Source organism: Alteromonas sp. G4i35, assembly GCF_054960375.1.
Window position 1 is genome coordinate 128188 of the sequence record NZ_JBHNZD010000003.1, and the last position, 24035, is coordinate 152222.

Annotated in this window: 23 protein-coding genes; 14 read left to right on the plus strand and 9 right to left on the minus strand. The window is 43.3% G+C overall.

The annotated features are described in order from the left end of the window. Positions 1-9: 9 nt before the first annotated feature. Entirely contained in the window at positions 10-357 is a 348-nt protein-coding gene (locus ACFI6L_RS02505) for a hypothetical protein (protein ID WP_101564591.1), read from the minus strand. Positions 358-587: 230 nt separating this feature from the next. Between ACFI6L_RS02505 and ACFI6L_RS02510 the strand changes: the two genes are divergently transcribed. Then, entirely contained in the window at positions 588-1349 is a 762-nt protein-coding gene (locus ACFI6L_RS02510) for a Nif3-like dinuclear metal center hexameric protein (protein WP_462573369.1), read from the plus strand. Between the two features lie 15 nt (positions 1350-1364). Beyond that, complete coding sequence (locus tag ACFI6L_RS02515; RefSeq protein WP_101564594.1) at positions 1365-2111, plus strand: methyltransferase; 747 nt, start codon at positions 1365-1367, stop codon at positions 2109-2111. Positions 2112-2205: 94 nt separating this feature from the next. On the opposite strand, the gene ACFI6L_RS02520 is transcribed toward ACFI6L_RS02515, so the two are convergent. Both ACFI6L_RS02520 and ACFI6L_RS02525 read right to left on the minus strand, forming a co-directional pair. Beyond that, positions 2206-3246, minus strand: coding sequence for a 2-hydroxyacid dehydrogenase (locus ACFI6L_RS02520; RefSeq protein ID WP_101564596.1), 1041 nt, complete (start codon positions 3244-3246; stop codon positions 2206-2208). A 174-nt stretch (positions 3247-3420) separates the two neighbouring features. Beyond that, on the minus strand, positions 3421-3906 hold the full coding sequence (locus ACFI6L_RS02525; protein WP_061094989.1) for a glutathione peroxidase: 486 nt from the start codon (positions 3904-3906) through the stop codon (positions 3421-3423). Positions 3907-3994: 88 nt separating this feature from the next. Here ACFI6L_RS02525 and ACFI6L_RS02530 point away from each other — a divergent pair, with 88 nt between their 5' ends. Further along, positions 3995-4870: an NAD(P)-dependent oxidoreductase gene (locus ACFI6L_RS02530; protein ID WP_371343130.1), complete on the plus strand. Its 876-nt coding sequence runs from the start codon at positions 3995-3997 to the stop codon at positions 4868-4870. A gap of 145 nt (positions 4871-5015) precedes the next feature. On the opposite strand, the gene ACFI6L_RS02535 is transcribed toward ACFI6L_RS02530, so the two are convergent. Next, positions 5016-6599, minus strand: a complete 1584-nt coding sequence (locus ACFI6L_RS02535) for a response regulator (RefSeq protein WP_187446632.1) — start codon at positions 6597-6599, stop codon at positions 5016-5018. Positions 6600-6858: 259 nt separating this feature from the next. On the opposite strand from ACFI6L_RS02535, the gene ACFI6L_RS02540 reads away from it, so the two are divergent. The 3 genes from ACFI6L_RS02540 (at position 6859) to ACFI6L_RS02550 (ending at position 10188) form a co-directional block, all read left to right on the plus strand. Then, the gene (locus ACFI6L_RS02540; protein ID WP_039227752.1) at positions 6859-8013 is read left to right on the plus strand and encodes an acyl-CoA dehydrogenase family protein; all 1155 of its coding nucleotides are present in this window, start codon (positions 6859-6861) and stop codon (positions 8011-8013) included. A gap of 59 nt (positions 8014-8072) precedes the next feature. After that, positions 8073-9203, plus strand: coding sequence for an enoyl-CoA hydratase/isomerase family protein (locus ACFI6L_RS02545; RefSeq protein ID WP_462573370.1), 1131 nt, complete (start codon positions 8073-8075; stop codon positions 9201-9203). Positions 9204-9339: 136 nt separating this feature from the next. Then, positions 9340-10188, plus strand: coding sequence for a putative RNA methyltransferase (locus ACFI6L_RS02550; protein WP_039227749.1), 849 nt, complete (start codon positions 9340-9342; stop codon positions 10186-10188). A gap of 437 nt (positions 10189-10625) precedes the next feature. On the opposite strand, the gene ACFI6L_RS02555 is transcribed toward ACFI6L_RS02550, so the two are convergent. Both ACFI6L_RS02555 and ACFI6L_RS02560 read right to left on the minus strand, forming a co-directional pair. Further along, on the minus strand, positions 10626-12152 hold the full coding sequence (locus tag ACFI6L_RS02555) for a DUF3413 domain-containing protein (protein WP_039227748.1): 1527 nt from the start codon (positions 12150-12152) through the stop codon (positions 10626-10628). Between the two features lie 8 nt (positions 12153-12160). Next, on the minus strand, positions 12161-12379 hold the full coding sequence (locus ACFI6L_RS02560) for a YejL family protein (protein WP_014949499.1): 219 nt from the start codon (positions 12377-12379) through the stop codon (positions 12161-12163). A gap of 159 nt (positions 12380-12538) precedes the next feature. Here ACFI6L_RS02560 and yejK point away from each other — a divergent pair, with 159 nt between their 5' ends. From yejK to ACFI6L_RS02575, 3 genes are all read left to right on the plus strand, one after another. Beyond that, a complete protein-coding gene (gene yejK / locus ACFI6L_RS02565; protein ID WP_014979307.1) occupies positions 12539-13645 on the plus strand; it encodes a nucleoid-associated protein YejK in 1107 nt (368 codons plus the stop codon). 66 nt (positions 13646-13711) lie between these two features. Further along, positions 13712-14587 carry a 6-carboxytetrahydropterin synthase gene (locus ACFI6L_RS02570; RefSeq protein ID WP_014949501.1) on the plus strand — a complete coding sequence of 292 codons (876 nt, stop codon included), beginning with the start codon at positions 13712-13714 and terminating at the stop codon, positions 14585-14587. 38 nt (positions 14588-14625) lie between these two features. After that, the gene (locus tag ACFI6L_RS02575) at positions 14626-15534 is read left to right on the plus strand and encodes a M23 family metallopeptidase (protein WP_283622743.1); all 909 of its coding nucleotides are present in this window, start codon (positions 14626-14628) and stop codon (positions 15532-15534) included. Between the two features lie 96 nt (positions 15535-15630). Here ACFI6L_RS02575 and ACFI6L_RS02580 read toward each other — a convergent pair whose 3' ends face one another. Beyond that, positions 15631-17457 carry a M61 family metallopeptidase gene (locus tag ACFI6L_RS02580; RefSeq protein WP_462573371.1) on the minus strand — a complete coding sequence of 609 codons (1827 nt, stop codon included), beginning with the start codon at positions 17455-17457 and terminating at the stop codon, positions 15631-15633. Between the two features lie 192 nt (positions 17458-17649). Here ACFI6L_RS02580 and ACFI6L_RS02585 point away from each other — a divergent pair, with 192 nt between their 5' ends. The 4 genes from ACFI6L_RS02585 (at position 17650) to ACFI6L_RS02600 (ending at position 20905) form a co-directional block, all read left to right on the plus strand. Further along, entirely contained in the window at positions 17650-18333 is a 684-nt protein-coding gene (locus ACFI6L_RS02585) for a PilZ domain-containing protein (protein ID WP_014949504.1), read from the plus strand. Positions 18334-18393: 60 nt separating this feature from the next. After that, complete coding sequence (locus ACFI6L_RS02590; RefSeq protein WP_014949505.1) at positions 18394-18855, plus strand: Mpo1 family 2-hydroxy fatty acid dioxygenase; 462 nt, start codon at positions 18394-18396, stop codon at positions 18853-18855. Positions 18856-19002: 147 nt separating this feature from the next. Then, positions 19003-20076 (plus strand): sensor histidine kinase, encoded by a 1074-nt coding sequence (locus ACFI6L_RS02595; RefSeq protein ID WP_014949506.1) that lies wholly within the window; start codon positions 19003-19005, stop codon positions 20074-20076. Between the two features lies 1 nt (position 20077). Further along, complete coding sequence (locus ACFI6L_RS02600) at positions 20078-20905, plus strand: LytR/AlgR family response regulator transcription factor (RefSeq protein ID WP_014949507.1); 828 nt, start codon at positions 20078-20080, stop codon at positions 20903-20905. A 112-nt stretch (positions 20906-21017) separates the two neighbouring features. Here the strand turns inward: ACFI6L_RS02600 and ACFI6L_RS02605 are convergent, their stop codons facing one another. Beyond that, positions 21018-22022, minus strand: a complete 1005-nt coding sequence (locus ACFI6L_RS02605) for an ATP-dependent 6-phosphofructokinase (RefSeq protein ID WP_462573372.1) — start codon at positions 22020-22022, stop codon at positions 21018-21020. Between the two features lie 177 nt (positions 22023-22199). Between ACFI6L_RS02605 and ACFI6L_RS02610 the strand changes: the two genes are divergently transcribed. Continuing rightward, on the plus strand, positions 22200-23042 hold the full coding sequence (locus ACFI6L_RS02610) for a DUF6279 family lipoprotein (protein WP_131136395.1): 843 nt from the start codon (positions 22200-22202) through the stop codon (positions 23040-23042). 70 nt (positions 23043-23112) lie between these two features. On the opposite strand, the gene ACFI6L_RS02615 is transcribed toward ACFI6L_RS02610, so the two are convergent. Continuing rightward, complete coding sequence (locus ACFI6L_RS02615) at positions 23113-24012, minus strand: LysR family transcriptional regulator (RefSeq protein WP_273001385.1); 900 nt, start codon at positions 24010-24012, stop codon at positions 23113-23115. Positions 24013-24035: the final 23 nt, after the last annotated feature.

The window sequence follows — 24035 nt, forward strand, 5'->3', positions numbered from 1 at the left end:
TATGCAAAATTATCGAGGAAGGGTTGCGCCAGGCGCCTCTGCATTGAGCTTTTCTGCCCAGAAATCCTTTACCGAAAATCCTGACTTTTTGGATGAAGGTGCCTTTTTCTTCGCTGGTTTCGCTGCGGCTTTTGCCTCTTTCTTTGGCGCTTTTTTCTCTTCGCTTTCACTCGTGGCGTCAGTAGAGCCAGAAGCTAACGACGCAGTCATCTCTTGAAGCTGTGCTAAACGGACGTTCTTACCGCCATCTACACTGTACCAACCACTTTTGCTTTCAATAGATGGTGCTTTGCCGTTCGCCTTTTTATAAGCTTCGGTAAATGCTGCTACCACTTCGTCTTTGTCTAAGTTTGCCATGCTTTTTTGCTCTTTATTTTGTTAAGATGACGAACGCTATGCGACGTATGTAATTGCTATAACGCTGAGAAAAACTCGCCCAGCGTAACGACCAAGCCAGCAAGTGTCGCAAAACTAAAATTGGATCTACTCACCACTCATAATTGTCTAATTACAGGTATAATGCTAAACGTTCGCGTCTTTTTATAACGTTTTTTGAACAATTTGTCTAACTTTCAACCGGAGGACTTGTGTCTATTACCCGCCTAGAACTACAAAATTATCTTGATGGAATGTTAAGGGTTAGCGAGATCAGTGATTATTGCCCCAATGGATTACAGGTAGAGGGCGCAAGTAAAATTGAGAAGATAGTTACCGGTGTAACTGCGTCACAAGCACTCGTTGATGCCGCCATAGAAGCTAAGGCAGATGCGCTAATTGTTCACCATGGTTATTTTTGGAAAGGTGAGTCACAAGTGATTGCGGGCATGAAAAAGCGCCGCCTTCAAGCGCTACTGTCAAATGATATCAATTTGTTTGCTTATCACCTTCCACTGGATGTACACCCTGAATTTGGCAACAACCGACAACTTGCATCGCTAATAGGCATTCAAAATATAAGTGCGGTGAGCGGTGTGAAGCCTGTTGGCGTTGTTATGCTCGGAAATTTTGAAGAAGAAATTGAAGGGTCAGCGTTACAGGTTAAATTACAGAAGTTGCTAGGGAGAGACGTGCTGATTGAGGGGCCTGTATCAAAACCTATATCGAAGCTTGCTTGGTGCACGGGAGGTGGACAAGGGTTCATCGAACAAGCGGTTGAACTGGGCGTCGATGCATTTATTACCGGAGAAGTGTCTGAACAAACTGTACACACGGCAAGGGAAATGGGGATAACTTTTTTTGCTGCTGGTCATCATGCTACTGAACGCTACGGTGTGAAATCCTTAGGAGAGCACATTGGGCAGCAATTCGACGTGCCTGTCGAGTTTATTGATATTGACAATCCTGCTTAGCGATGACTGTAGTATATGAATAACGATCGTATCTTCGATGGTATTGCAGAAAAATTCTCAAGCAATATATATGGCACTACTAAGGGAAAGCTCAGGCACACCTTATTATGTGATGTTCTCGAGCCTTATTTAACCACGCCTGTTCGCGCTATTGAAATAGGCGGGGGGACAGGTGTAATGACAGCGCATATTGCTTCTAAAGGGCATTCTGTTGTGTTAACTGACGCGTCGAAGGATGTGCTTAAACAAGCTGAGACACTGCTTGCAGATGCACCAAATATTACAATTAGGCATCAATATTTGCAGCAGATTGAGGATTTAGACAGTTTTGATTTAGTGATTTGCCATGCGGTTTTAGAGTGGCTGGATGCGCCCTTTGATGCTATCGATTTTATGTATAAGAACATGAAGCCAGGGTCCCATTTAAGCCTAAGCTTTTTCAACCAAGATGCGAATTTGTTTGCCAATGCTATCTACGGAAACTTTGATTACATCGCGAAAGGGATGAAAGTTAAAAAGCAAGTTAGACTGAATCCAAAACAGCCGTTAAGTGCAACCCGCGTGGTTGAACATTGTGAATCATTGGGTTTCAAAATTATCGAAAAAGCAGGCATTCGTTGTTTCCATGATTACATGCGAGATATAACCCATCAAAGCAGCAAATTTGATGACTTACTTGCGCTAGAGCGGCAGTATCATAGGCAAGCGCCTTACCTTTGGTTAGGAAAATATTTTCAGCTGATTCTAGAAAAAGAGAAATAGAAAAAGCCAGTAAAAAAGAGTTTGTTGGGATATTTACGTGGCGGACTACATAGGGTTACGAGCGCGCTAATACGTAGATAGTTGTCGTGACGCCTTAGAGCGCGTTCTCACCCGTCATAATATTATTGACCGTGATTTTTGCGATTTCCTCTAAGGCTTCGAGCGTGAAGAACCCTTGGTGGCCCGTTATTAAAACGTTCGGAAACGTAGTTAAGCGCTGAAAAATATCATCCTGAATTATGTCTTGTGAATGATCGTTAAAAAACAGTTCGGATTCTCTTTCGTAGACATCTAGCCCTAAATATCCAATTTTTTTCGACTTAAGCCCTTTAATGATGGCATTGTCATCGACGAGCCCGCCTCTTGACGTATTAATTAGCATGACGCCTTGAGGCATTTTATCAATACGCTTAGCATTGATTATATGATGACTCTGTTCGTTGAGCGGGCAGTGCAGGGTAACTATAACGCTTTTTTCAAGTAGTTCATTTAGCGTTACATAATGGGCTCCCATTGCGGTTACATCACTATTTGGATGCGGATCGAAGCAAAGCACATGACATCCAAACCCCAATAGTATGCGAATAACCACTTGTCCAATCTTTCCTGTGCCAATTACCCCTACGGTTTTACCGTGAAGCGTAAAGCCCATCAATCCTCCAAGATTGAAGTTGCCTTCGCGTACTCGGTTGTATGCTTTATGTGTTTTTCGGTTTAACGTAAGGATTAGCGCAATTGTATGTTCAGCTACGGTTTCAGGGCTATAAGCGGGTACGCGGCTTACAGTGATACCTGCCTTTGCTGCTGCATCCACATCAACATTGTTGAAGCCAGCGCAGCGAAGCGCAATATGTTTAACCCCACAGTGTTTTAGAACTTCAATGGTTTTCCTATTAATGTCGTCATTTACAAATACAACAACATCGCTGAATCCACTGCAACTCGCTGCGGTTGAAGCGTTCAGAGGGTGTTCAAAAAATGTGGCATTGATGGTTTTGTCACTAGCACCGTTTAATGTTTCCAGCAATTCAGAAAACAGAGCGTGTTCATAAGAGCGAGTACTAAAAAAAGCGATGTTTTTGTGTTGTTGGTCGCTGAGGTTATCGTGCGCTTTTTTACGTGCAGAGGTATTCATTTTAGTACCCAGTTAAGTCACTTAGACGGCAAAAAATTACCACATTCACATTCAAACTACATAGATGTAGATCAAAAAATCTAGCGGGATGTATTGAGCACTAACGCATTAGGTATATTTCAAAACGCTCGTTCACTGCCGCCATGCCGGCGGCTATCTAAACTGCAAAGCGTACTAATTCGCTGATAAAAGCTTAGCGATGTCTTTCTCAATGGCTTCTGGTTTTACAGTAGGTGCATAACGTTTTAGCACCTTGCCTTGAGCATTAACTAAGAACTTAGTGAAGTTCCATTTTATACGTTTTGTGCCAAGAAGACCGGGGGCTTCGTTTTTCAATTCCTCAAAGAGCGGATTGGCATCTGGACCATTTACATTTGTTTTCTTAAATAATGGGAATGAAACGCCAAAATTAAGGCTACAAAATTGCGCAATATCTTCGTCGCTACCTGGCTCTTGATGTCCGAACTGATCGCAGGGAAATCCTAAAATTTCAAAGCCCTTATCGTTGTATTTTTTATAGAGCGACTCTAGTCCTTCATATTGAGGAGTAAAGCCACATTTGCTTGCCGTATTAACAATAAGTAATACCTTACCCTTGTATTGTTCAAGGGTAGTTTGTTCACCGTTGTTCAACGTAATAGCGTGTTCATAGAGCGCCAAAATTATTTTCCTATATTTTTGTTGTTGTTAAGTCTGTTACTCTTAGGTAATCCAACCATCTTTGTTAAGTATCTAGAGTATATTTTGTATGAGTAATTTGAAAGTGAGTTTTTTGGGCTTGGGTGTAATGGGCTATCCTATGGCAGGGCACTTGAGCAAAGCTGGCTATTCGGTCACTGTTTATAATCGTACCTCTCAAAAGGCGCAGGATTGGCTTTCAACCTATAACACTGGCGACGCTAAAGTCAGTGCTAGCAATACCGTTGCGCAGGCGTGTGAAGGCGCTGACATCGTATTTATGTGTGTGGGTAACGACAATGATGTAAGAGATGTGGGCACACAGGCGTTAGCAGTGATGAAGACGGGCAGTGTGCTGGTCGATCATACGACTGCATCAGCAGATATTGCCAGAGAACTATATAAAAGCTGCCAAGATAAGCAAGTTGGCTTCTTGGATGCACCAGTTTCTGGTGGCCAGGCTGGGGCTGAGAATGGGCAGCTGACCATTATGGTGGGCGGCGATGAAGACGTATACAGCAAGGTTGAGCCGGTAATGGCACATTATGCACGACACAGTCAGTTACTTGGTAAGAGTGGCAGCGGTCAACTAGCAAAAATGATGAATCAGATTTGTATTGCCGGCATCGTACAAGGCTTGGCCGAAGCATTGCATTTTGGCCAGCGTGCTGGGCTTGATTGTAATGCGGTTGTCGATGTTATTAGCAAAGGCGCAGCTCAGTCGTGGCAGATGGAAAACAGAGCCAGCACTATGCTAAATAACAGCTTTGATTTTGGTTTTGCTGTTGATTGGATGCGTAAAGACTTAAGCATTGCATTGGATGAAGCGCGTAAGAACGGTTCGACTTTGGCGCTTACGGCACTTGTTGATCAATATTATGCAGATGTTCAAAAGCTTGGTGGCGGCCGTTGGGATACATCGAGTTTACTTACCCGACTAAAATAACGCTAACAGACTAACAAGAATAAAAGGCCCGCTGTTTTACAATAAGATGTAATAAACAGCGAAAAACAGTGACGTTCTGGAAGCGGTGCGTTGTTATCCATAACGCAGGTTATGGGTGTTGCTTTAGTAATTTGCTAATTAAACATTACAGCGCCTGTTCTTGAGCAGATAGGGTAAGCTGTTCCAAACGGGCCTTGTTAACGTCACTCAAGGGGAGTGACATTATCTTGTCGAGTAGCTGTCTGACGTTAAATTTTCGGTAAACACCTGTGTCTGACTCAATCATGCACTGAAGAAGGTTTAGGCCAAATGCTGCGGTATCGGGGGAGAGTTGGAAAGCATCATAAAAATGCCTCATTGCCTTGTTGAATAAGCCTTCGATAAAGAGTTGTGTGCCGGCCTCGTTTATAGAAATGGCCTGTTCGTGATTTAAACCTAACCTTTCTCCACCCGAAAAAATCAGCTCGTCATTCATAACCTGTTCTGAAATAGCTTGTAACTCCGCGTTTTTGCGCTTAGCCATCAAGAGTAACTCACCAGCTTTACGTTCGTCTCCAAGACCGTGATGTACTTTTGCGGCAATAACGAGGATAGACGGCTCAGTACGAAGGTAATTGTCGACGTAGTCGCTTTCAAGCAAATGTGCTGCTTTTTCTAAGTCGCCGTCCAGCACAGCCGAGAAAGCCAAAAGGTAGTCTCTTTTTTGTAAAGTCTGCGGGTCGCCCTGACTTCTTCCGGCAATGCCTACTAATTTTCTAGCCTGAGACAAGCTTTCTTTTCTATTGGTTTCAGGCGACTCTTCTGCAAGAAACAAATAGAACTCAGCGAGCTCAAACGTAAAGTCATTGAACCTGTCTTTTGCACTGCGATGCATAGCCCGTTTCTTCTGTAAGAGATCGATGGCTTCTACAACCTTGTCCTGCTTTTGATAGGCAATGGTTTTTAACTTTGCAGCTGGTAGGCTTAATTCACTAAACTTAATTTCATTTAAGTATTTTTCTACTTGATCGTAGGAGTCTTGTTCAAATGATATGGATGCAAGCCATTCAAATGCCTTGTCGCGAGCCAAGCTAGAGTTAACCATTTGGCTCAAATGGCTTTTACAATGTGGCCATTGACCCGAAGCGTACTGGCACTTTACTTTTCCCCATTGTGCCCAAAGAACTTTGTCAGAGCGGGTTAACACGTCGTCATAAATACTCAACGCTCGTTGCAAATCACCATTCTCGAAAAGAAGACGCGCATAAAGCTTTCTAATTTCAGCAACAAGCCGAGGAGGAATGCCTTCGGTGATCTTAGCTCTAACGACACTAATTGCTCGGTCAAGTTGTTTGTTATCCAGCGCGTGCAATACGTTTTTAACAAAGTCTCGATAACTTAAGTAATGGTTAATTTGGCGGGTTAGTGAAGCAATGGTGTATGGCTTAATAAGCAAAACGTCAGGCTGTAAATCCATTATACGGCCAATAATTTGCGGTGAGCGATCAGACGTTAAGAAAATAATGCCTGTGCTAGGTCTTATAAAGCCTGCCTCTCTTAAACTCTGGATCCATTCCACGCCTGTTTTGCCTTGACCTAGGTGATAGTCCATTAACAGGAGTTCAAAGTTTTGCTTTTTAAGTGCCGCTTTCAGTTCTACACCAGATGCAAAGCTACTTACCGATAAGTTAGCAATTGACATTAAATGTCCTCGAAGCGCAGTCCGAGCAGTAGCATTGTCTTCTACTATAGCTATTCTGAATTCCACGGCGACCAAACAAGGTTTACTTACATCAACCTAGCTTATCAGCGGCGAGATAAAAGTGCATTATTAAAAAGGATAACTTTTTTCTGCTTCGTGCTGGAATCTATAAAGAAATAGCATTTCTCGTCACAAAATATTTACGTTAACCCTCAATGTTTTTAAATAATAATTTACCTTTACGTTTACGTAAGGGGTAAGTATTGGTTATTGTAGTTCAAAAGCAAATCAATTGAGGATATGCCTAATGAATTTTGAATTAACCGATGACCAGTTAGCCTTTGAAGACACCGCCCGTCAATTCGCTCAGCAAGAGCTAGCACCTAACGCCGCTATGTGGGATAGAGAACATCACTTCCCAGTAGAAGCAATAAAGAAAGCGGGTGAATTAGGCTTCTGTGGATTGTATGCGCCTGAGAGTGCAGGTGGGTTGGGTTTATCTAGGCTCGATTCCTCCATAATCTTCGAGCAGCTTTCAATGGGATGTACCACGACTACAGCTATGTTAACCATACATAACATGGCAACGTGGATGATTGCCACTTGGGGCACCAGTGAAGTTAAAGATATGTGGTGTGACCAACTGGTAACCGGTGACAAGCTGGCATCATATTGCCTAACCGAGCCTGGCGCTGGTTCTGATGCAGCGTCGCTTAAAACAAAGGCGACGAAAGCTGACGGTGGGTATGTCCTTAACGGGTCTAAGGTGTTTATCTCTGGTGCTGGCAGTACGGATGTTCTTGTTGTAATGGCGCGTACAGGGGAAGATGGTCCTAAGGGCGTATCTGCATTTGCGGTTCCGGCTAATGCCGACGGGATTGAGTACGGTAAAGCCGAAGAAAAAATGGGGTGGAATGCACAGCCCACTCGTATGATCACGTTCGATAACGTGAAATTAGATGCTAGTTGGTTACTTGGCGAGGAAGGACAAGGCTTTAAAATGGCCATGCAAGGGCTTGATGGCGGCCGAATTAATATTGCAACTTGCTCGGTAGGAACTGCACAGCAGGCGCTAAACGTTGCGCGTGACTACATGAATGAACGTGAGCAGTTTGGTAAACCTATTGCAGGTTTCCAGGCATTACAGTTTAAATTAGCTGATATGGCTACTGAACTTGTTGCAGCGAGACAAATGGTACGTATGGCGGCTTGTAAGCTGGATAATAACGACCCAGACAAAACCACCTATTGCGCTATGGCGAAAAGGTTCGCGACAGATGTTGGCTTCAATGTATGTAACGATGCCCTTCAGCTACACGGCGGGTACGGTTATATCAAAGAATATCCGTTGGAGCGTCACTTCAGAGATGTGCGCGTACATCAAATATTGGAAGGCACCAATGAAATTATGCGCGTTATCATTGGTAGACGTTTGTTGTCAGATGAGAGAAGTGTACTGTAGTACACTTCGCTAACGAACTAATTCAGGCACGATTTAATGGACTGTGGGAAGGAGTGAAAATGACAGATGTGGAATCGGTAGTCATTGTTGATGAAATCAAGACGTCTAGCAACGACTACACAATAGGCCGTTTAACGCTTAACAAGCCAAAGGCATTAAATGCATTGGATTTGGAAATGGCTAGCATCATGCTTGACGCGCTTCAGCGATGGCAGTCTCGCAACGATATCGTAGCTGTTGTGATCGATGCTGCTGGCGAGAAGGCATTTTGCGCCGGTGGTGACATAGTGTCTATGTACAAATCGATGGTGGAAGCTAATGGGCAAATTCCAGCTTTCTTAGAAACATTTTTCGAAACTGAGTACACGCTAGATTATACTATTCACAATTACAGTAAGCCTATTGTTGTATGGGGCAGTGGTATTGTTATGGGCGGTGGCATGGGACTTCTATGCGGTGCAAGCCATCGAATAGTAACCGAAACCTCTCGTCTTGCTATGCCGGAAATTACGATAGGTTTGTACCCGGACGTAGGCGGAAGCTATTTTCTACCTCGCTTACCAGGTAAAGCAGGTCTCTTCCTAGGTTTAACAGGCGGCCAAATGAATGGCTCCGATGCTTGCTTTGTAGGGCTTGCAGACAGTTTGCTGGCGAGTACCGAAAAAGACACTTTGATTAATACCCTCGTAGAATACACGTGGGAAAAGACCGACAGCGAAAGTTTGGCTTCTAGTGTTTCGCACATTATCGACACAATGAAAACGCCAGAAGAACTTCCCAATGGCAACGTCGAGCCGAATATGGCACTTATCAATGACTTGTGTTCGGCTGACAATGTTACCGACGTAGTTCATGCCATTCTTAACGCAGACATGAGTGAGAATAAGTGGTTACAGAGAGCGCAAAGCACTCTAGCCAAAGGTTCTCCTATCACTATGCATTTGGTTTTCGAGCAATGTAAGAAAGGTGCGAATATGACGTTGGCTGACTGTTTTAGAATGGAAGCTGATATGTCCTGTCGATGTGGAGAAAGTGGTGAGTTCCAAGAGGGGGTAAGAGCGCTTTTGATTGATAAAGACATGTCACCACAGTGGAAATACAAAACAGTAGATGAAGTGCCGCAAAGCGCAATAGCACATTTCTTCACTTCTCCATGGGCTGAAGAGCAACATCCATTGGCAAAGTTGTAGTGTAAAAGTTCTCCAAATAAGCACGAAAGCGCCCAGTATTAGTGTTAACTCGGCGTGTGATGTTGTTACGCTTATTGCCGTAAAGGTGTCGGATTTGATATCCTTTACGGCAAATTCTCAGTAAAAAGAACCTGTCATGTGGCACTGCCCACTTTGTAAACTCCCTATCTCATTACATACAACGCCTATTCGCTGCGAAAATAACCATACCTTCGATAAAGCGAAATCTGGTTACGTTAACCTTTTGCCCGTTCAATTTAAAAAATCGAAACTTCCGGGTGACGACAAAGCAATGGTGAGAGCCAGAAGGGAATTCCATCAATTAAATGCCTATAAGCCGTTGAAAGATAAATTAGTGACGCTGGTGGAAAAGGTACTAAATGAAACGGCCACCAATGAAGAAGCATCAAAGAATGCCATAAAGGTTTATGACGCGGGTTGTGGTGAGGGGAGTTACTTGGATGCGATGGTACAAGGACTTTCAGCGAGTGGTTTAAAGGTTGAAGGAGCAGGTAGCGATATCGCCAAAATCGCAGTAGAGCTGGCAGCTAAAGCGTACAAACAAGCACAGTTCGTTGTTGCTAGCAGTTTCGATTTACCCCTAAGCGGTAACTCGCAAGATGTGATGATTCAGGTTTTCGCACCTGGGAGTAATGAAGAATATGTGAGGGCTCTTAAAAACAATGGCCTTTTAGTGACGGTCGATCCTGCGCCTGAACACCTGTTTGAGCTTAAACAGCAGGTGTACGACAATCCAAGACAGCATGAAATCGACAACCAAGAACGAGATGGGCTTACACGGGTTTACAATGAATGCTTTTCCTTTCCTATCCATTTCGAAAGCGAAGAACATGCGCTGGCACTTATCAAAATGACGCCGTTTTACTGGAAACTGCCAAACGGCAAAATCGATGAGATTGTTGAAACGTTGAAAAGCGTCACCGCAGATTTCCATATTCAGCTATGGCAAAAAACACCACAGTAATATCTAATACCAGTCCGCATAGATCATTACCCACTCAGCGAGAGTTAAAATGTTCGTAATCGCGGCGTGTTACCGCAGGTATAGTGGTTCTACATCGAGGTAACACAACAAAGTGTACGGACATTTTAAACTTGCCAGCGCCTTCTGAGTGGGCAATTATCTTTGCGGATTGGTATATAGTGGATTACCCATCGGATTCAATGGTGGGTAATCCACACCTCTAGCTAGATGGCCTAAAACTATAGTCTTTATTAGTTTGCGTCCTTAACACAGTGTGTTGCGAGAACCCGCTTGGGCCGGTGTTTCGTTAAGTGCTGGTTTTCTAGATTATTTATGCAAAACAATTAGATGGGTGGTTATGCGTAACTCATATTGGGTGGTTGTACATAACACCGAAGCGCTTAACGGCAGACTTTCCTTAGTCTGCCGCCAGAATTTTAATTCTGTGTTGAGAATCGTGATAGGTGTTTAATAGCCTGACTTAATAAATCGACATTTAGCGCTTCTTTACTGCGCTTGCCAGTCGCCATGTCGCTTATTTCATAGCTGCCGTTACTAAGTACGTCAGTACGCTTATTGTCATGGAACACAACAATGCGTTCACCAGAGGTGCTAACTAGCCATGGTCTTGAAGGAGAAAGTAAGCTTTGGCCAGTAGAATAAAACGTAGCAGGGGCGTTGCATCCCAATGCTCCTAAAATGGTAGGCGCTAAATCTTCCGTGCTGGCTAAGCTAGCATTCAGTTTAAGGGTACTGTACAGCGTGCCTTTGCCACTTTCGCTACCAAAGCCAGTTGCAACAATCACATCGTGTTTGCGCGCCAACGTGTTTTTCACATAGCTTTCGATATCAGCACTCTTCAAAAACGCAATATGCAAACCATCATGATTGTTGCTCAGTGGTTGCAAATATCCCGCTAATTGAGGCAACGGCAACGCTTCATCGCTGTGAATAGAGACCGGCATGCCAGACCCCAATGGAAGCGCTAATAACACCGGACGCTTTTGAGATAAAGCGTCTTGGTATATTTCGGGAACACCAAATAGCGTAGTAGTCATTAAGCCTTCTATGCTGCTGGCCGTCGAATAGTAATTGGCTACTTTGTTTAAGGTGTTGCGCTTAATGTTACTTAAGTCCACCACCTGTTCGTTATCAGTCTGGACAACCACGGTTAAGTTTCTATTAGTTTCAATAGAACAATAAACCGGCTCGGCTGGGTAAGTGATATTGTGAATATCAGGGTTGAACTGAAGTTGTTTTCTTTCTTCATAAGCCGCTAAGTCAAGCAAGCCATAACGCGACATAGTCGTTTTAGCAGTCGCAGGATAAGAAAGCGGAAACATGTTGTCCTGCTTGATGATAGGTTGATACAACTTGGCATCAGCCCACACGTGTATAGCGTGACTGGTAACAAAACAGCTGACAAAAAATGTAGTAACAGGGATGCCCACTTTATGGCGAGTGAAGCGTTCAACACGTTTCCAGATTGCATTGGCTAAGACCAGCTGGAAGCCAAGCCAAACGATAAACAGAAGAAATAAAAATGCCCACTGTTGCCAGCTTTCTATCGCCATTGTTGACTGAGCTTCACTGCGCAGTAAATCCGCGGCGTGAAAGCTAATATGGAAGCCTGTGCGATTAAATAGTAACGCATCGAAAGCCAAGAGCGCTAGCCCCACAGCTGCAATAATAGACGCGCTGACCTTTATGACTCTGGGGTTGTTAACCAAATAGCAAAGAGGGAGGATAAAAATAACAAAGCCAAAAAAGGTCATAAAACCAATATGACCGAACCAGTTGGCTAGAAGATACAAGGTGCCGACACCTGTGCCAGGCATAGGTGATGAGAAAACAAAAATCGAGGCAATAACTATGGCGATGATAATGTTCGCCAAGGCAAACCAATGCCCCCAATTTACCAGTTTAGTAACACGCTGGCGACGAGGTGATTCGGCAAGTATCATGCAATCCCTTAGCTATTTTTAACGCTTTTCTTGAGTACGTCGGCAAACTGCGTTGCCATGGCTTCGCGATTTTCAGGGGCTACCTGAGTATTTAAAATGTGCGTAATGACATTTCCTAACACCATAAGTGAAAGATCGCGGTTTGCACCGCCTTCTTCAAGGGTTAGAATAACGTTATTCATTAGCGTTTCGAATTCGTCGTTGCTATAGCGGCTCTGTTGGGGCATTGCTACGCCTCTTTTTTATGATTTCTTTGATAAAAAGAATGGTTTTACACGTAAAATGATTATAATCGTTGTTTGAGTGAGTACAATCATTCATTCTAAAATCCCGCAATTCTTTGGATATTTCTGACACTTTTTAAGCAACAGGACACCCGATACTCTATGAGTGCACTGATTCATCACTTTGTTGTACATCGTTTGATTGTAAACAAAGAAGAGAAAATTGAAGCAATTCCACGTGACAACTGCTTAGCTGTTACTCCGGAAATCGAGCTTCTTGCCCATCAAATAAACCACAGTTTCAATGCTAAACCTGGAAAAGGGGTTGGCCACTTCGTGACGGAAGTTACCCGTGAAGCAAAAGTGGAAAACGAAGAAGGCGAAGCGACTACGCAAAAAAGCACCGAGAACGTAGCAGAGTTCGCGGAAGGCCTTAAGCAATACATGGATATTCAAAAAGCGGCGGGTGATAACGTTGAAGATGCATTCCATGCTTTTTCGGTATCAGCGACCAATCGCTTAGTTCGCACTTTGGCAGAAACGGGTACGGTTGAGACCGGTTTTCTTATTTTCTGCCAGTATGAGTATTTAGCCACACAGTATTTGATGATTGCATTGTTAAATACCCGCTCGCACGTTGAAGTGACAAACTCTTTAGACCTTTCCGCGCGTGAACACTTGGATTTAGCAAAAATGCAGCTCGCTGTGCGGTTCGATTTAACTCAGTGGGATATTCAGCCAGAACAGCAGCGTTACGTTAGTTTTATTAAAGGTAGAATGGGACGTAAGGTATCAGACTTCTTTATGCAGTTTGTAGGCTGCGAAGAGCTGGTTGATGTTAAACAGCAAAATAAACAACTGATTTCTACGGTGGATGCCTACCTTGCCAGTGAGTCACTAGACCCGCAAGAGCAGCACCAGCATAGAGAAGAAGTTAAATCGTACTTTAAAGAAAAGATTGATGCGGGCGAGAGTTTATCGGTAGATGAATTGGCTAACCGACTTCCACAAAATGAAGAAACTAGCAGTAACTTTTCTGCGTTTACACAGTCTATGGAAGTACCGCTTGAAAAAGAAATTCAGCCAGACCCTGCAGCGTTGAAACAACTTGCTAAATTTACCGGTCAGGGCGGTGGTATATCGCTTAGCTTCGAACGCAAATTAATGGGCGATCGGGTATTTTACGACCCAGCTACGGATACGCTAACAATCCGTGGAATTCCACCTAATTTAAAAGATCAGCTTAATCGCCAATCTTCAATGGACTAGTCGCTGCGAAGCAAAGATAAAAAACGTATACTAGTTAGTAGAATATAAACTCGATTCAAGGGTGTTATGCAATTATTTGTAAATGATTTGACAGTGATGGACTTCTCTTACCTTTGCCCAAAACGCGGCATGGTAGGGGAAAGCTGGATTGTCGATGTGATTTTGGACGGTGAGCTCAACGAAGAGAGCATGGTTCAAGACTTTGGTCACGTGAAAAAGAACTTAAAGCGACTAATCGACGAATATGTTGATCACAAGTTGCTTGTACCTGCTGAATACAGCGGTTCAGAGGTTATTCACGACGACGATTCTGAACAGGTAGAAGCGCGCTTTACCTGCATTGATGGGCGTAGCATCATGCTACATTGCCCCGCTGAAGCTTATGCATTTGTTTATTCTGATGAGATAAACATGGAATCTGTTGGCGTTTACTTAAAAGAAGTATTGGCGACTCATCTTCCAGAAAACGTTGAAAACATTACGCTGCATTTACGTGAGGAAGTCATTAATTCTCCGTATTATCACTATACCCACGGGCTTAAAAAGCACGACGGTAATTGTCAGCGCATAGCGCACGGTCACCGTTCGCGTATTGATATTATCCTTGACGGCAAAGTGTGTGTTGAAAGTCAGCAGTATTGGGCTGACCGTTGGGCCGACATATATATAGCAACCCGTGAAGACGAAATAGCGTACAGCGACAGAAAGCTTAAAGGTCAAGTTTCAAATGAAGCGGATTACTACTGTTTTGCTTACGAGTCGTCACAAGGCTATTTTGAACTATTAATTCCTAAGTCAGATTGTGAAGTCATCGAAACCGACTCTACAGTTGAGTGTTTGGCGCAGTATCTGCTTGAAGAGCAGAAGAAACGCACGCCTGATGGCGTTTGCCAAGTTATCGCTTATGAGGGCGTAGGTAAAGGCGCCACAGTAAAGGGTTAACATTTGACCACAGCTCGTTATAGGGAAAGGAAACAACTATGGCATTCACGCTTTCAAAAAACGCATTGCATAGCGCACTATCTCGTGTAATGAGTTGTGTAGTGGCAATTAGCACAGTTGCCTCTATGCCATTTGCTTATGCAGATGTAGAGTTAAACGGCCAAAAAGAAGCGTTATCTAGTCAAGAGCAAGTAAACGTAGTGTTGAACGGTAAGTTTACGCAAGGTGCCTTACTGCGCGGGCAAGCTCCCGCTGGGGCCAAAGTAACGCTTAATGGCGAAACTGTTCAAACCAACAAAGACGGAAAATTTGTTGTTGGCTTTGAACGGGAAGCGCCACTGCAGCAAACGTTGGTTGTAAAATTAGACAACGGCCAAAAGTGGCAGCGAGACATTACCCTTGAAAAACGCGAATACAACATTCAGCGAATTGACGGGCTAGAGCAAAAAATGGTTTCTCCGCCAGCAGAAGTGACGGCGCGTATTAAGCAAGACAATATCAACGTAGCTAACGCGCGAAGCGGTAATACTGATTTAGATGCATTATTCACCCGGTTTGAGTGGCCTGCGAAAGGCGTTATTTCCGGTGTTTACGGTAGTCAGCGCATTCTAAATGGCGTGCCGAAATGGCCGCATTATGGTTTGGACATCGCCAATGAAACGGGCACGCCTGTGTATGCACCTGTTGATGGTGTAGTAACAATGGCTGATGATCTCTATTATTCGGGTAACACCTTGATTCTCGACCACGGCATGCGCGTGTTTTCAACGTTTCTTCATATGGACACTATAACGGTAGAAGTGGGTGAAACCGTTAAGCAAGGCGAGCAGATTGGAACGATAGGTTCAACAGGGCGCTCTACAGGCCCGCATCTGGATTGGCGTATTAATTTGGGCAACACTCGTTTAGACCCACAGACTATCATTTCGGGGTCTCCCGAAGAGTAATCATTAATTTGATTTAGTTTTAACAGTTATAAAGAAAAAGGCGCTTTCAGGTAAACTCTCAAAGCGCCTTTTTAGTTTTTACGCTACAGGGCGGAGTTATTTCCCCAGCCACTGATTAAGCTTTTCTTCATCAGTGATTTCAAAGTAAGCCATTTCTTTTCTTGCCTGAGTTACCTCAAGAGGCAGGGTTAGAAGCCGCCCGTCTCGAATAAGCGTTAACTCCACCTGCGACGTTTGGGCATTATCTAATAGGCGCTGAAGCTTCTGGGCATTGACGATATGACCGTCTAGCCCAATGATGACATCGTTTAAAAGAACACCAGCCTTCATTGCGGCAAGACCCTCAAATACCTGCATTACCGTAAGTCCGAAGGTAGCTGGCTTTAACGTGGCGCCAAGCTGATTTTTAATAGCAGGCAGCGAGGAGGCACCGCCTTTATCTTCACCTGACACGCGAGCACGAACCGCATAGTTAACGCCCATTTCAGATACTAACGAAGCCAATTCTACATCGTCTGTGCCATACACCACGCGATTTAAGTATTCTGAAACATCAATGCCAAAATGCGTTGTACATAGATTTTGGATCACGTCATCAGGCGTACCTTTTTCATCCACGCCATAGTGTTTCCACAATAACTGCATCAAGGTATCTAAATTCACTTGTTCGTTTGACTGCTTACGAAGGAGTAAATCTAACCCAAGGGCGATAATGCCTCCCTTGGTGTAATAACTTACGATATTGTTAGTAGCGCTCGCATCTTGCTTATAGAATTTTGTCCATGCGTCGAAACTACTTTCAGCTGCACTTTGTTTAAAGCGACCAGCGTTTTGCAAAAGTCGACTGACATTTTGCGCAACAATATCGAGGTATTTCTGTGGTTCAATAACGCCGGTTCTAGCAAGGGTGACGTCATCATAGAAACTGGTAAAGCCTTCATAAATCCACAGCTGATTCGTGTATGTTTCTTGAGATAAGTCTGGTTTCACCATTACGCTAGGTTTAATGCGCTTAACATGCCATGTGTGGAAAAATTCATGGCTGCACAGACTTAAGAACGTAATGTAGCTGTCGGTTTTTTTCTCACTTTCACCAACTTGAGGAAGGTCGAAGCGAGGGTAAAGAAGGACAGTAGAATACTTATGCTCTAAACCGCCGAACCCATTGTCGGCAAGCAGCGTCATAAACAGGTAGTTATTAATAGGTTGTGGAGCACCAAACAAATCTAGGTGGTGCTTGCAAATTGGCGTTAAGTCATTTGCTATGCGCTCATAATCAATATTGTTGTTACCTGAGAAAAGTAACGTAAACGTAATGCCGTCAACCTCAAAGCTGTGAGTGTCTGCAATGCCCACATAAATGGGATGATCAATGAGCTCATCGTAATTTTTTTCAACGAAGTGCCACCGAGACGGCCTTGTACTTTCACAACGAGAAGGCATTGACGTATAAGCCTTCCAATTCGAGGTTGCAGAATCGCTGTCGTTCAGCTCAATGTCCACCTCACACGGCACATTCTCGAAGCCGGAAACGTTTAGAAACGCACTGGTTCCATTTATAAACGCATATTGGTCGTTCATAAAAGCAGAGCGAATAGATAAGTCGTTGGCATAAACCGAATAAACGACCGTACATGGTTTTCCATCTGTGTCTACACGCCAAGATTGTTTATCGAGCTTAGTTACCGAAAGGCTATAAACGCTTCTATCGCCAACATTTTCAGTACTATGACCTTCAGAAGTGTTTGCAGTTAGCTCGATAATGCTTTTTGCAAAATCGCGCACCATGTAGCTTCCCGGGATCCAGCTTGGAAGGCTAAGCTCAATTGATGAGCCAGAATGCTCAGGTATTTGCAGCGCGACAGTAAATTGATGGGCACGCCAATTGGAAATAGTTAACGTATAGCGAAGAGCAGAGGTCATAAACGTCCGAAAAGATAAGCAAAACTATCCCTCAACTATATCAACCTATTGAGTTAATCCCAATAGATTGCCTGCTACTAACGGGCAATTTTTACGTTTATTGAACATGGTTTTCAATCGTAGTATTGATAAGTTTTTGTTTGATGCGTACATTGAGTTAAATGACATTAAATCCAGCAATAACAAATACAAATGGCTGAAAAAATACAAAGCAATTTACTAAGCGAAGATAATTTGGAATCGTTGCGTACGCTGGTACCCGGCGATACAGTAGATTTACAAATTGCTATGCCTGCAGCGCCAAAGCGTGTGAAGACTGACTACATAGGCATGCTTATTGATGAATGTTTGCTTTTTCATATTCCAACATCGGCGAAGTGGATTACCGTTAGGGATGCTCTGACTGTTGGCAACGATATCGTGGTGCGTTCTGTGCTTGAGGGCGATACTGGCCAGGTTATTGCGTTTAAAGTGAAAGTACTCAAATTGCTTTCAAAGCCATCAGGCTTACTTATTACAACCTTTCCAAAACGTATTGAAAGTATAGGGCTTCGCGCTGTAAAGCGTGCTCAACTTGGCGTTTCAGTAACGTTAGAAGCTGACGTTTATCCCAGTGACGAAAACGTAACGGGGATCATCATAGATTTAAGTGAAAAAGGGTGCAAAGTAGCGTTACAGGTCAAGCCAAATTGGCCGGTAATGCTCGATGAAGCTGAGGTTAAGCTAAACTATTCGTTGGACGGTAAAGAAGTAGCGCTTACTGCAAAAGTTAAAAATCATAAGCTTGATAGTGATGTGGTTTATTATGGGCTCGCCTTTACCTGTGAAGAAAAATTGATAAAAACGCTGTTGTCCCGACACACATTGTTAACGTAGGAAAACAATAGTTGGGTGCTCTTTAGATAATAATCAAAATAACAGGCTAAGGGGATCTACATGAGAAGTATTGAGCGACTTTTAATGCAGTACGGTGAAAGCCACCAAAACAAGACCAACGTTATCATCCATGCTATTGCCGTACCCAGCATCTATTTCGTAACGATAGGTTTGCTGTGGAGTTTGCCGGTACCTGAAATGATAGCGCAATTCGATATAACGTGGGCGCATATCATAGCGGTTCCCGTATTGTATTATTATTTTATGTTGTCTGGTCCGATTGGGGCTGCAATGACCCTCTTAACTATACTGTGTTTCGGTGCAGTTAATACCCTAGACCACTTCAGTATCTCAGTATGGTTATTTTCTCTTGTACTGTTTGTCGTTATGTGGATTTTGCAGTTTATTGGCCATCATATCGAGGGCAAAAAGCCTTCGTTTTTTGACGATTTGCGCTTTTTGCTGGTTGGCCCAGCCTGGTGGTGGGTGCACTGGCTGAAAAGAATGAATATCAGTTACTGAGCTTAATCAGCGAATTGATATAGCCAAAACATGTCTAATTTCAAGATTTTGCCCTGCGACAAGAAGCATAAGGGGCACGACCAAGGCGCTTGGGTCGTGGCAAGGCTTGCGTATAATCTTCTTATAAGTTTTTAAATTGGTAATATTGTGAGTCGCTTTCAGCGTGTAATAGAAAGTAATGAACGTTTATTTTGGACGTTGCACAGTGCAGGCTGGGCAGGGTTCGCAATAATTTATTACATCGGATCTTTTCTCCATGATGTTCGACCCATTTGGGTTTTCATCATCATGCTTAATGCCTATGCAGGATGGTTGCTAACCATTCCGCTTCGCTACATCTATCGATGGGCAAGAAAGCAATCACCGCTCAACATGATCATCATAGTGATTGTGTCGTGCTACTTAATTGCTTTGCTATGGGCAGTGGTAAAAAACATTAACTACTGGGAAATCTACAAGCACGGATATCGCCCAGACGAATGGTATATGTATTTTACCAACACTATTAACTCGCTAATAATGGTGGGTTGTTGGAGTGGTGTGTACTTTGGCATCAAGAACTTCCAAATGCTTCAAAAAGAGAAGCAGAACGCGTTAAAGGCGAGTACCATGGCGCACCAAGCTCACATAAAGATGTTGCGCTATCAACTCAACCCGCATTTTCTCTTTAATACGCTTAACGCTATCTCAACCCTTATTCTTTTAAAAGAGAACGACACAGCAGAAGCGATGGTGTCGCGTTTGAGTGACTTTCTACGTTATTCATTAGACAACGACCCGATAAAGCGAGTACCGCTAGGTCAGGAAATAAAGGCATTACGACTCTATCTAGAGATAGAGAAGGTACGTTTTGACGATCGTCTAGAAGTGCTATGGGACATCGATGAAGGGTGTGAAAGTGCACTTGTGCCGAGCATGATCTTGCAGCCCATTATTGAAAACTCAATAAAGCACGCCATATCTAAGATGGAAAATGGTGGACGTATAGCGATTACGGCACGTACATTTGGCAATGATTTGTTAATGGATGTTGCCGATAACGGCCCTGGTGCAGATATCAAAGACGGAACACTTAGTCGAGAAAACGGCGTAGGCCTAGCCAATATAAAAGAGCGTTTGCAATCCCTCTATCATCGTAATTTTGCATTCTCTATAGAACACAATCAGCCTTCAGGCGTGCGAGTTAGAATACGCATTCCCTATGAAGTTAAGGACGTATAACATGACAAAGCAAGTGATTAAAACCATTGTAGTGGACGACGAACCTTTAGCACGCAAGGGCCTTCGTGCCAGGTTAGAGCGTCATGATGATGTGCAGGTGCTTGCAGAGTGTCAGAACGGCCTGGAGGCTGTAAGTAGCATTTCTCAACATCGTCCAGATTTGGTGTTTTTAGATATTCAAATGCCTGGCTTAAACGGCTTTCAGGTTATTCACAAGTTGCGCGAACTGAAACAGCCCATTCCCATGATCGTTTTCGTAACTGCTTATGACAGCTACGCAATAAAAGCATTTGACGTGCATGCTTTAGATTATCTGTTAAAGCCAGCAGACGACGAGCGCTTAGGTGCGGCGTTAAACAAAGTACGTGAATATTACTCAACTCAGCATCAAGATGAGCAGTCACAAAAATTGGTAAGCCTTGTTGCTGAACTTACTGGCGATGATTGCGAAGAGATTTTACGCAAGTTAGCTAATGGTGAGCCGGTTGAAACCAATCCATACCCAGATGTATTGGCTATTAAAGATGGCTCAGAAGTAACGCGCGTAAACGTTCAAGACATTCAATGGATTGATGCTGCAGGTGATTATATGTGCGTTCACGCACTGGATGGCATGCATATAATGCGCAAAACCATGAAAGAACTTGAGCAGGAACTAAACCCACAGTTCTTTGTTCGAGTGCACCGTTCAGCTATTGCTAATATCCGTTTTGTTAAAAAGTTAGTGAGCCATATTAGTGGCGAATATCATTTAATACTTCAAAATGATACAGAACTTAAAGTGAGTCGCAGTCATCGTGATAAAGTGAAAGCGGCAATGAAGATGTAAAGAAGCTTGAGCATGAAGTACTAAAAGGCGGTGTTTTATTATAAAGCACCGCCTTTTTTGTTTTTTACAATCTATGAAAGTTTCAAGTTAAACAGCGTCTGAACCATCTTACTTAGTCGCAGCTGTATCTTTCGTTCATTAGGGTACGCATAGCGTCAACCCGGGCTTGATTGAGAGGCTTTGTTTCTTCCCAAGTTTTGGATAGGGGTACGGTAATAGGGCGCTGATTAACTTCACCAACCATTATGTTGGTGACGTCGCTTCCTACTAAGCTTATGGCGAATTCGCCAAGAGTAGTGGCGAGTAGTCGGTCCTGTGCTACCGGCGAGCCGCCACGTTGGACATGTCCCAAGGTTACTGGCCTAACGTCGTTGATATTGTGATACTGCAAAGCTTCGGTTAATCCTGTTAAGCCATTAGGCCAAACGTTTTCAGCTACTACAACAATAAAACTGACGGGCCCTTTCAAAGCACGCTGCGCTTTTATCTGGTTTACGATCTTTTTGATTTCAGTCTCAGCGGATTCAAAAAACTCAGGAACAACCACATAGTCAGCCGCAGCGGAAAGGGCACCATTTAATGCTAAAAAGCCAGCATTGCGACCCATTACTTCTACAAGGAAAATACGTTCGAACGCATCAGCTGTATCACGAACTTTATCGATAGAACTCATGGCGGTATCTATTGCGGTAAAGTAGCCTATAGTGGCATCAGTACCCGCTATATCGTTATCAATTGTTCCCGGAATACCAAGAATCTGGCCATCCCATAGTTCGCTCAACTTTGCTGCGCCGCGAAAAGATCCGTCACCACCGATTACAATAAGTGTGTCGATCTCGGCCTGTCTCAAGTTATCAGCCGCTTTGATAAGCCCTTCACAATTTTTAAATTCTTTACACCTTGCGCTGTGTAGTATGGTGCCGCCTTGCTGGATAAGATTGTGCGTTGAATCAAGAGATAGAGGAATAAACTCTTGCTGTAGTAATCCGTTGTAGCCGTGCTTGTAGCCAAGTAAGGTAAAATTAGCTTTCTGACACGCAATAATTGCGGCACGTATACATGCATTCATACCTGGGGCGTCGCCACCAGAGGTTAAAATTGCGACACGTTTTGACACATTAAAGTCCTTCTTTTTACAGGCAATGCCATTAAAGTAGAGTAAAGGCTGTGCAACGTAAAGTTCTCTATTGCGGATATTTATTGCGTAATATCAAAGTAAAATTCAATTTTTCAGTACACAGCAATAAGCGTTTTTGCTTGTCACGACGTAACTAACGTAAAAAAAGGAAATACTATGCGTTCATTGTTGGTTGTTGTCTTTATTATTTTTCTTACTTCATGCAGTTCTAAGCTGGCCTATAACAACCTGGATTGGTGGGTGTATTGGTACATGGACGACTACATCGAGCTTAAAGATGAGCAAGAGGAGAAGTTTGATGCGCATTTACAAAACTGGTTGAGCTGGCACAAGAAGAGTGAACTTACTCGTTATAAAGCGCAATTAGAGGATATAAAAAAGCAGATTCAGAATGACACCCTTAATTCGAGTATTGTTTATAACAACCTTGAGCTAGCTAGATCGCATTGGGAGCGCGTACGAGACGAGGTCAGTCCTGAACTAGCGGCTATAGCTAAAACACTCGATGATGAACAAGTTGTCACCCTATTTGCGGCATTAGAAAAAGACAATAAAGAAGAAGAGGAAGAGCGACAAGAGGCGCTGGAAAAGTCTGAAGCAGAGAGACTTAAAGATAGAATTGAGCGAATACAAGAAACAATAAGTGAGCGTATTGGAGATCTAAGTAAAGAGCAAAAACAAATTGTTAGCACCTACGCACAACAATTTATTTCTACAGGTGACGCTTGGATAACGTATCGCAGAAACATTCAAAATGCGGCAAGAAAGCTATTCGTTTCGCGCAAGCAAAACGAAAGGTTTGAGCAAGAATTGGTGTCGCTAATGCAAAATCCGGATAATTATAAAAGCGATGTGTACAAGCAAAGTAGTGCTCATAATATGACTGTGACAGCAACGCTACTGGCCGAGATATTTTCAACTCTTTCAGAGAAACAGCGTCAAACACTGATTGAAAACGTGGATGAGCTAATCGAAACGGTTGATAATTTTATGGATTAGATGTTTGTTTCTTACGTCACATTATCTGGGCTGCACTAGTGTTTAGAGTAGCCCCAGACGTTATTACCCTCTAATCTAGTTTGCTGAATTTAAATCGTTCTACAAAAGCTTTGAAAGCCGGTGAAGACTGTCGTCTATTTGGGTAGTACAAGTGAAAGCCGGGAAAATAAGGACACCACTCTGTTAGTATCATTAGAAGCTTCCCTTCTTGTATGTATGGTTCAGCAAGTTGCTCAGGTACATATGCCAAACCAATACCGTCGATGGCTGCATTTAGCACGTGCATAATACTATTAAAAACTAACTTCCCATTTCCTCTGACAGTAAACTCTTTGTCGTCTTCTTCAAACTCCCAAGCATAGATATTTCCATCAGGTCTGTGACGAATATCCACACATGAGTGAAAAGTTAAGTCATAAGGTGTGGCAGGAAAAGAGTTTTGATCAAAATAATCTGGAGAACCGACGACCACTAAGCGCATAGGGGGGCCAATAGGAACCGCGATCATATCCTGACTAATCGATTCGCCAAGTCTAATACCTGCATCAAACCTTTCGCTTACAACATTACTAAAACCATAATCTACAAAAAGCTCGACGGTTATGTCTGGGTAATCCTTAATAAATTCCGCTAATTTTGGTCTTAAGCACAATTCTATTTGGTCGTCAGTACAGGAAATTCGGAGCGTACCTGCGGGCTTATCTCTTAATTCACCTAACGCCTCTACTTCCTCATTTATTCGTTCAAACAGAGGACTAAGGGAACCAATTAGCCTTTCACCTGCTTCGGTAGCGGATACGTTTCTTGTAGTTCTGGAAAGTAAGCGAAGTCCAAGTCGATCTTCAAGTGCCCTCATTCGGTGACTCAAAGCAGATGGAGTTACCCCTAACTTAGCAGAGGCTTTTGTAAAGCTCTGCTCTCGCGCTACAGCTAGAAAAGCTTGTAGATCATCTATTTTATTAATTTTCATTGATGAAAAAAACTCAGTAGTTC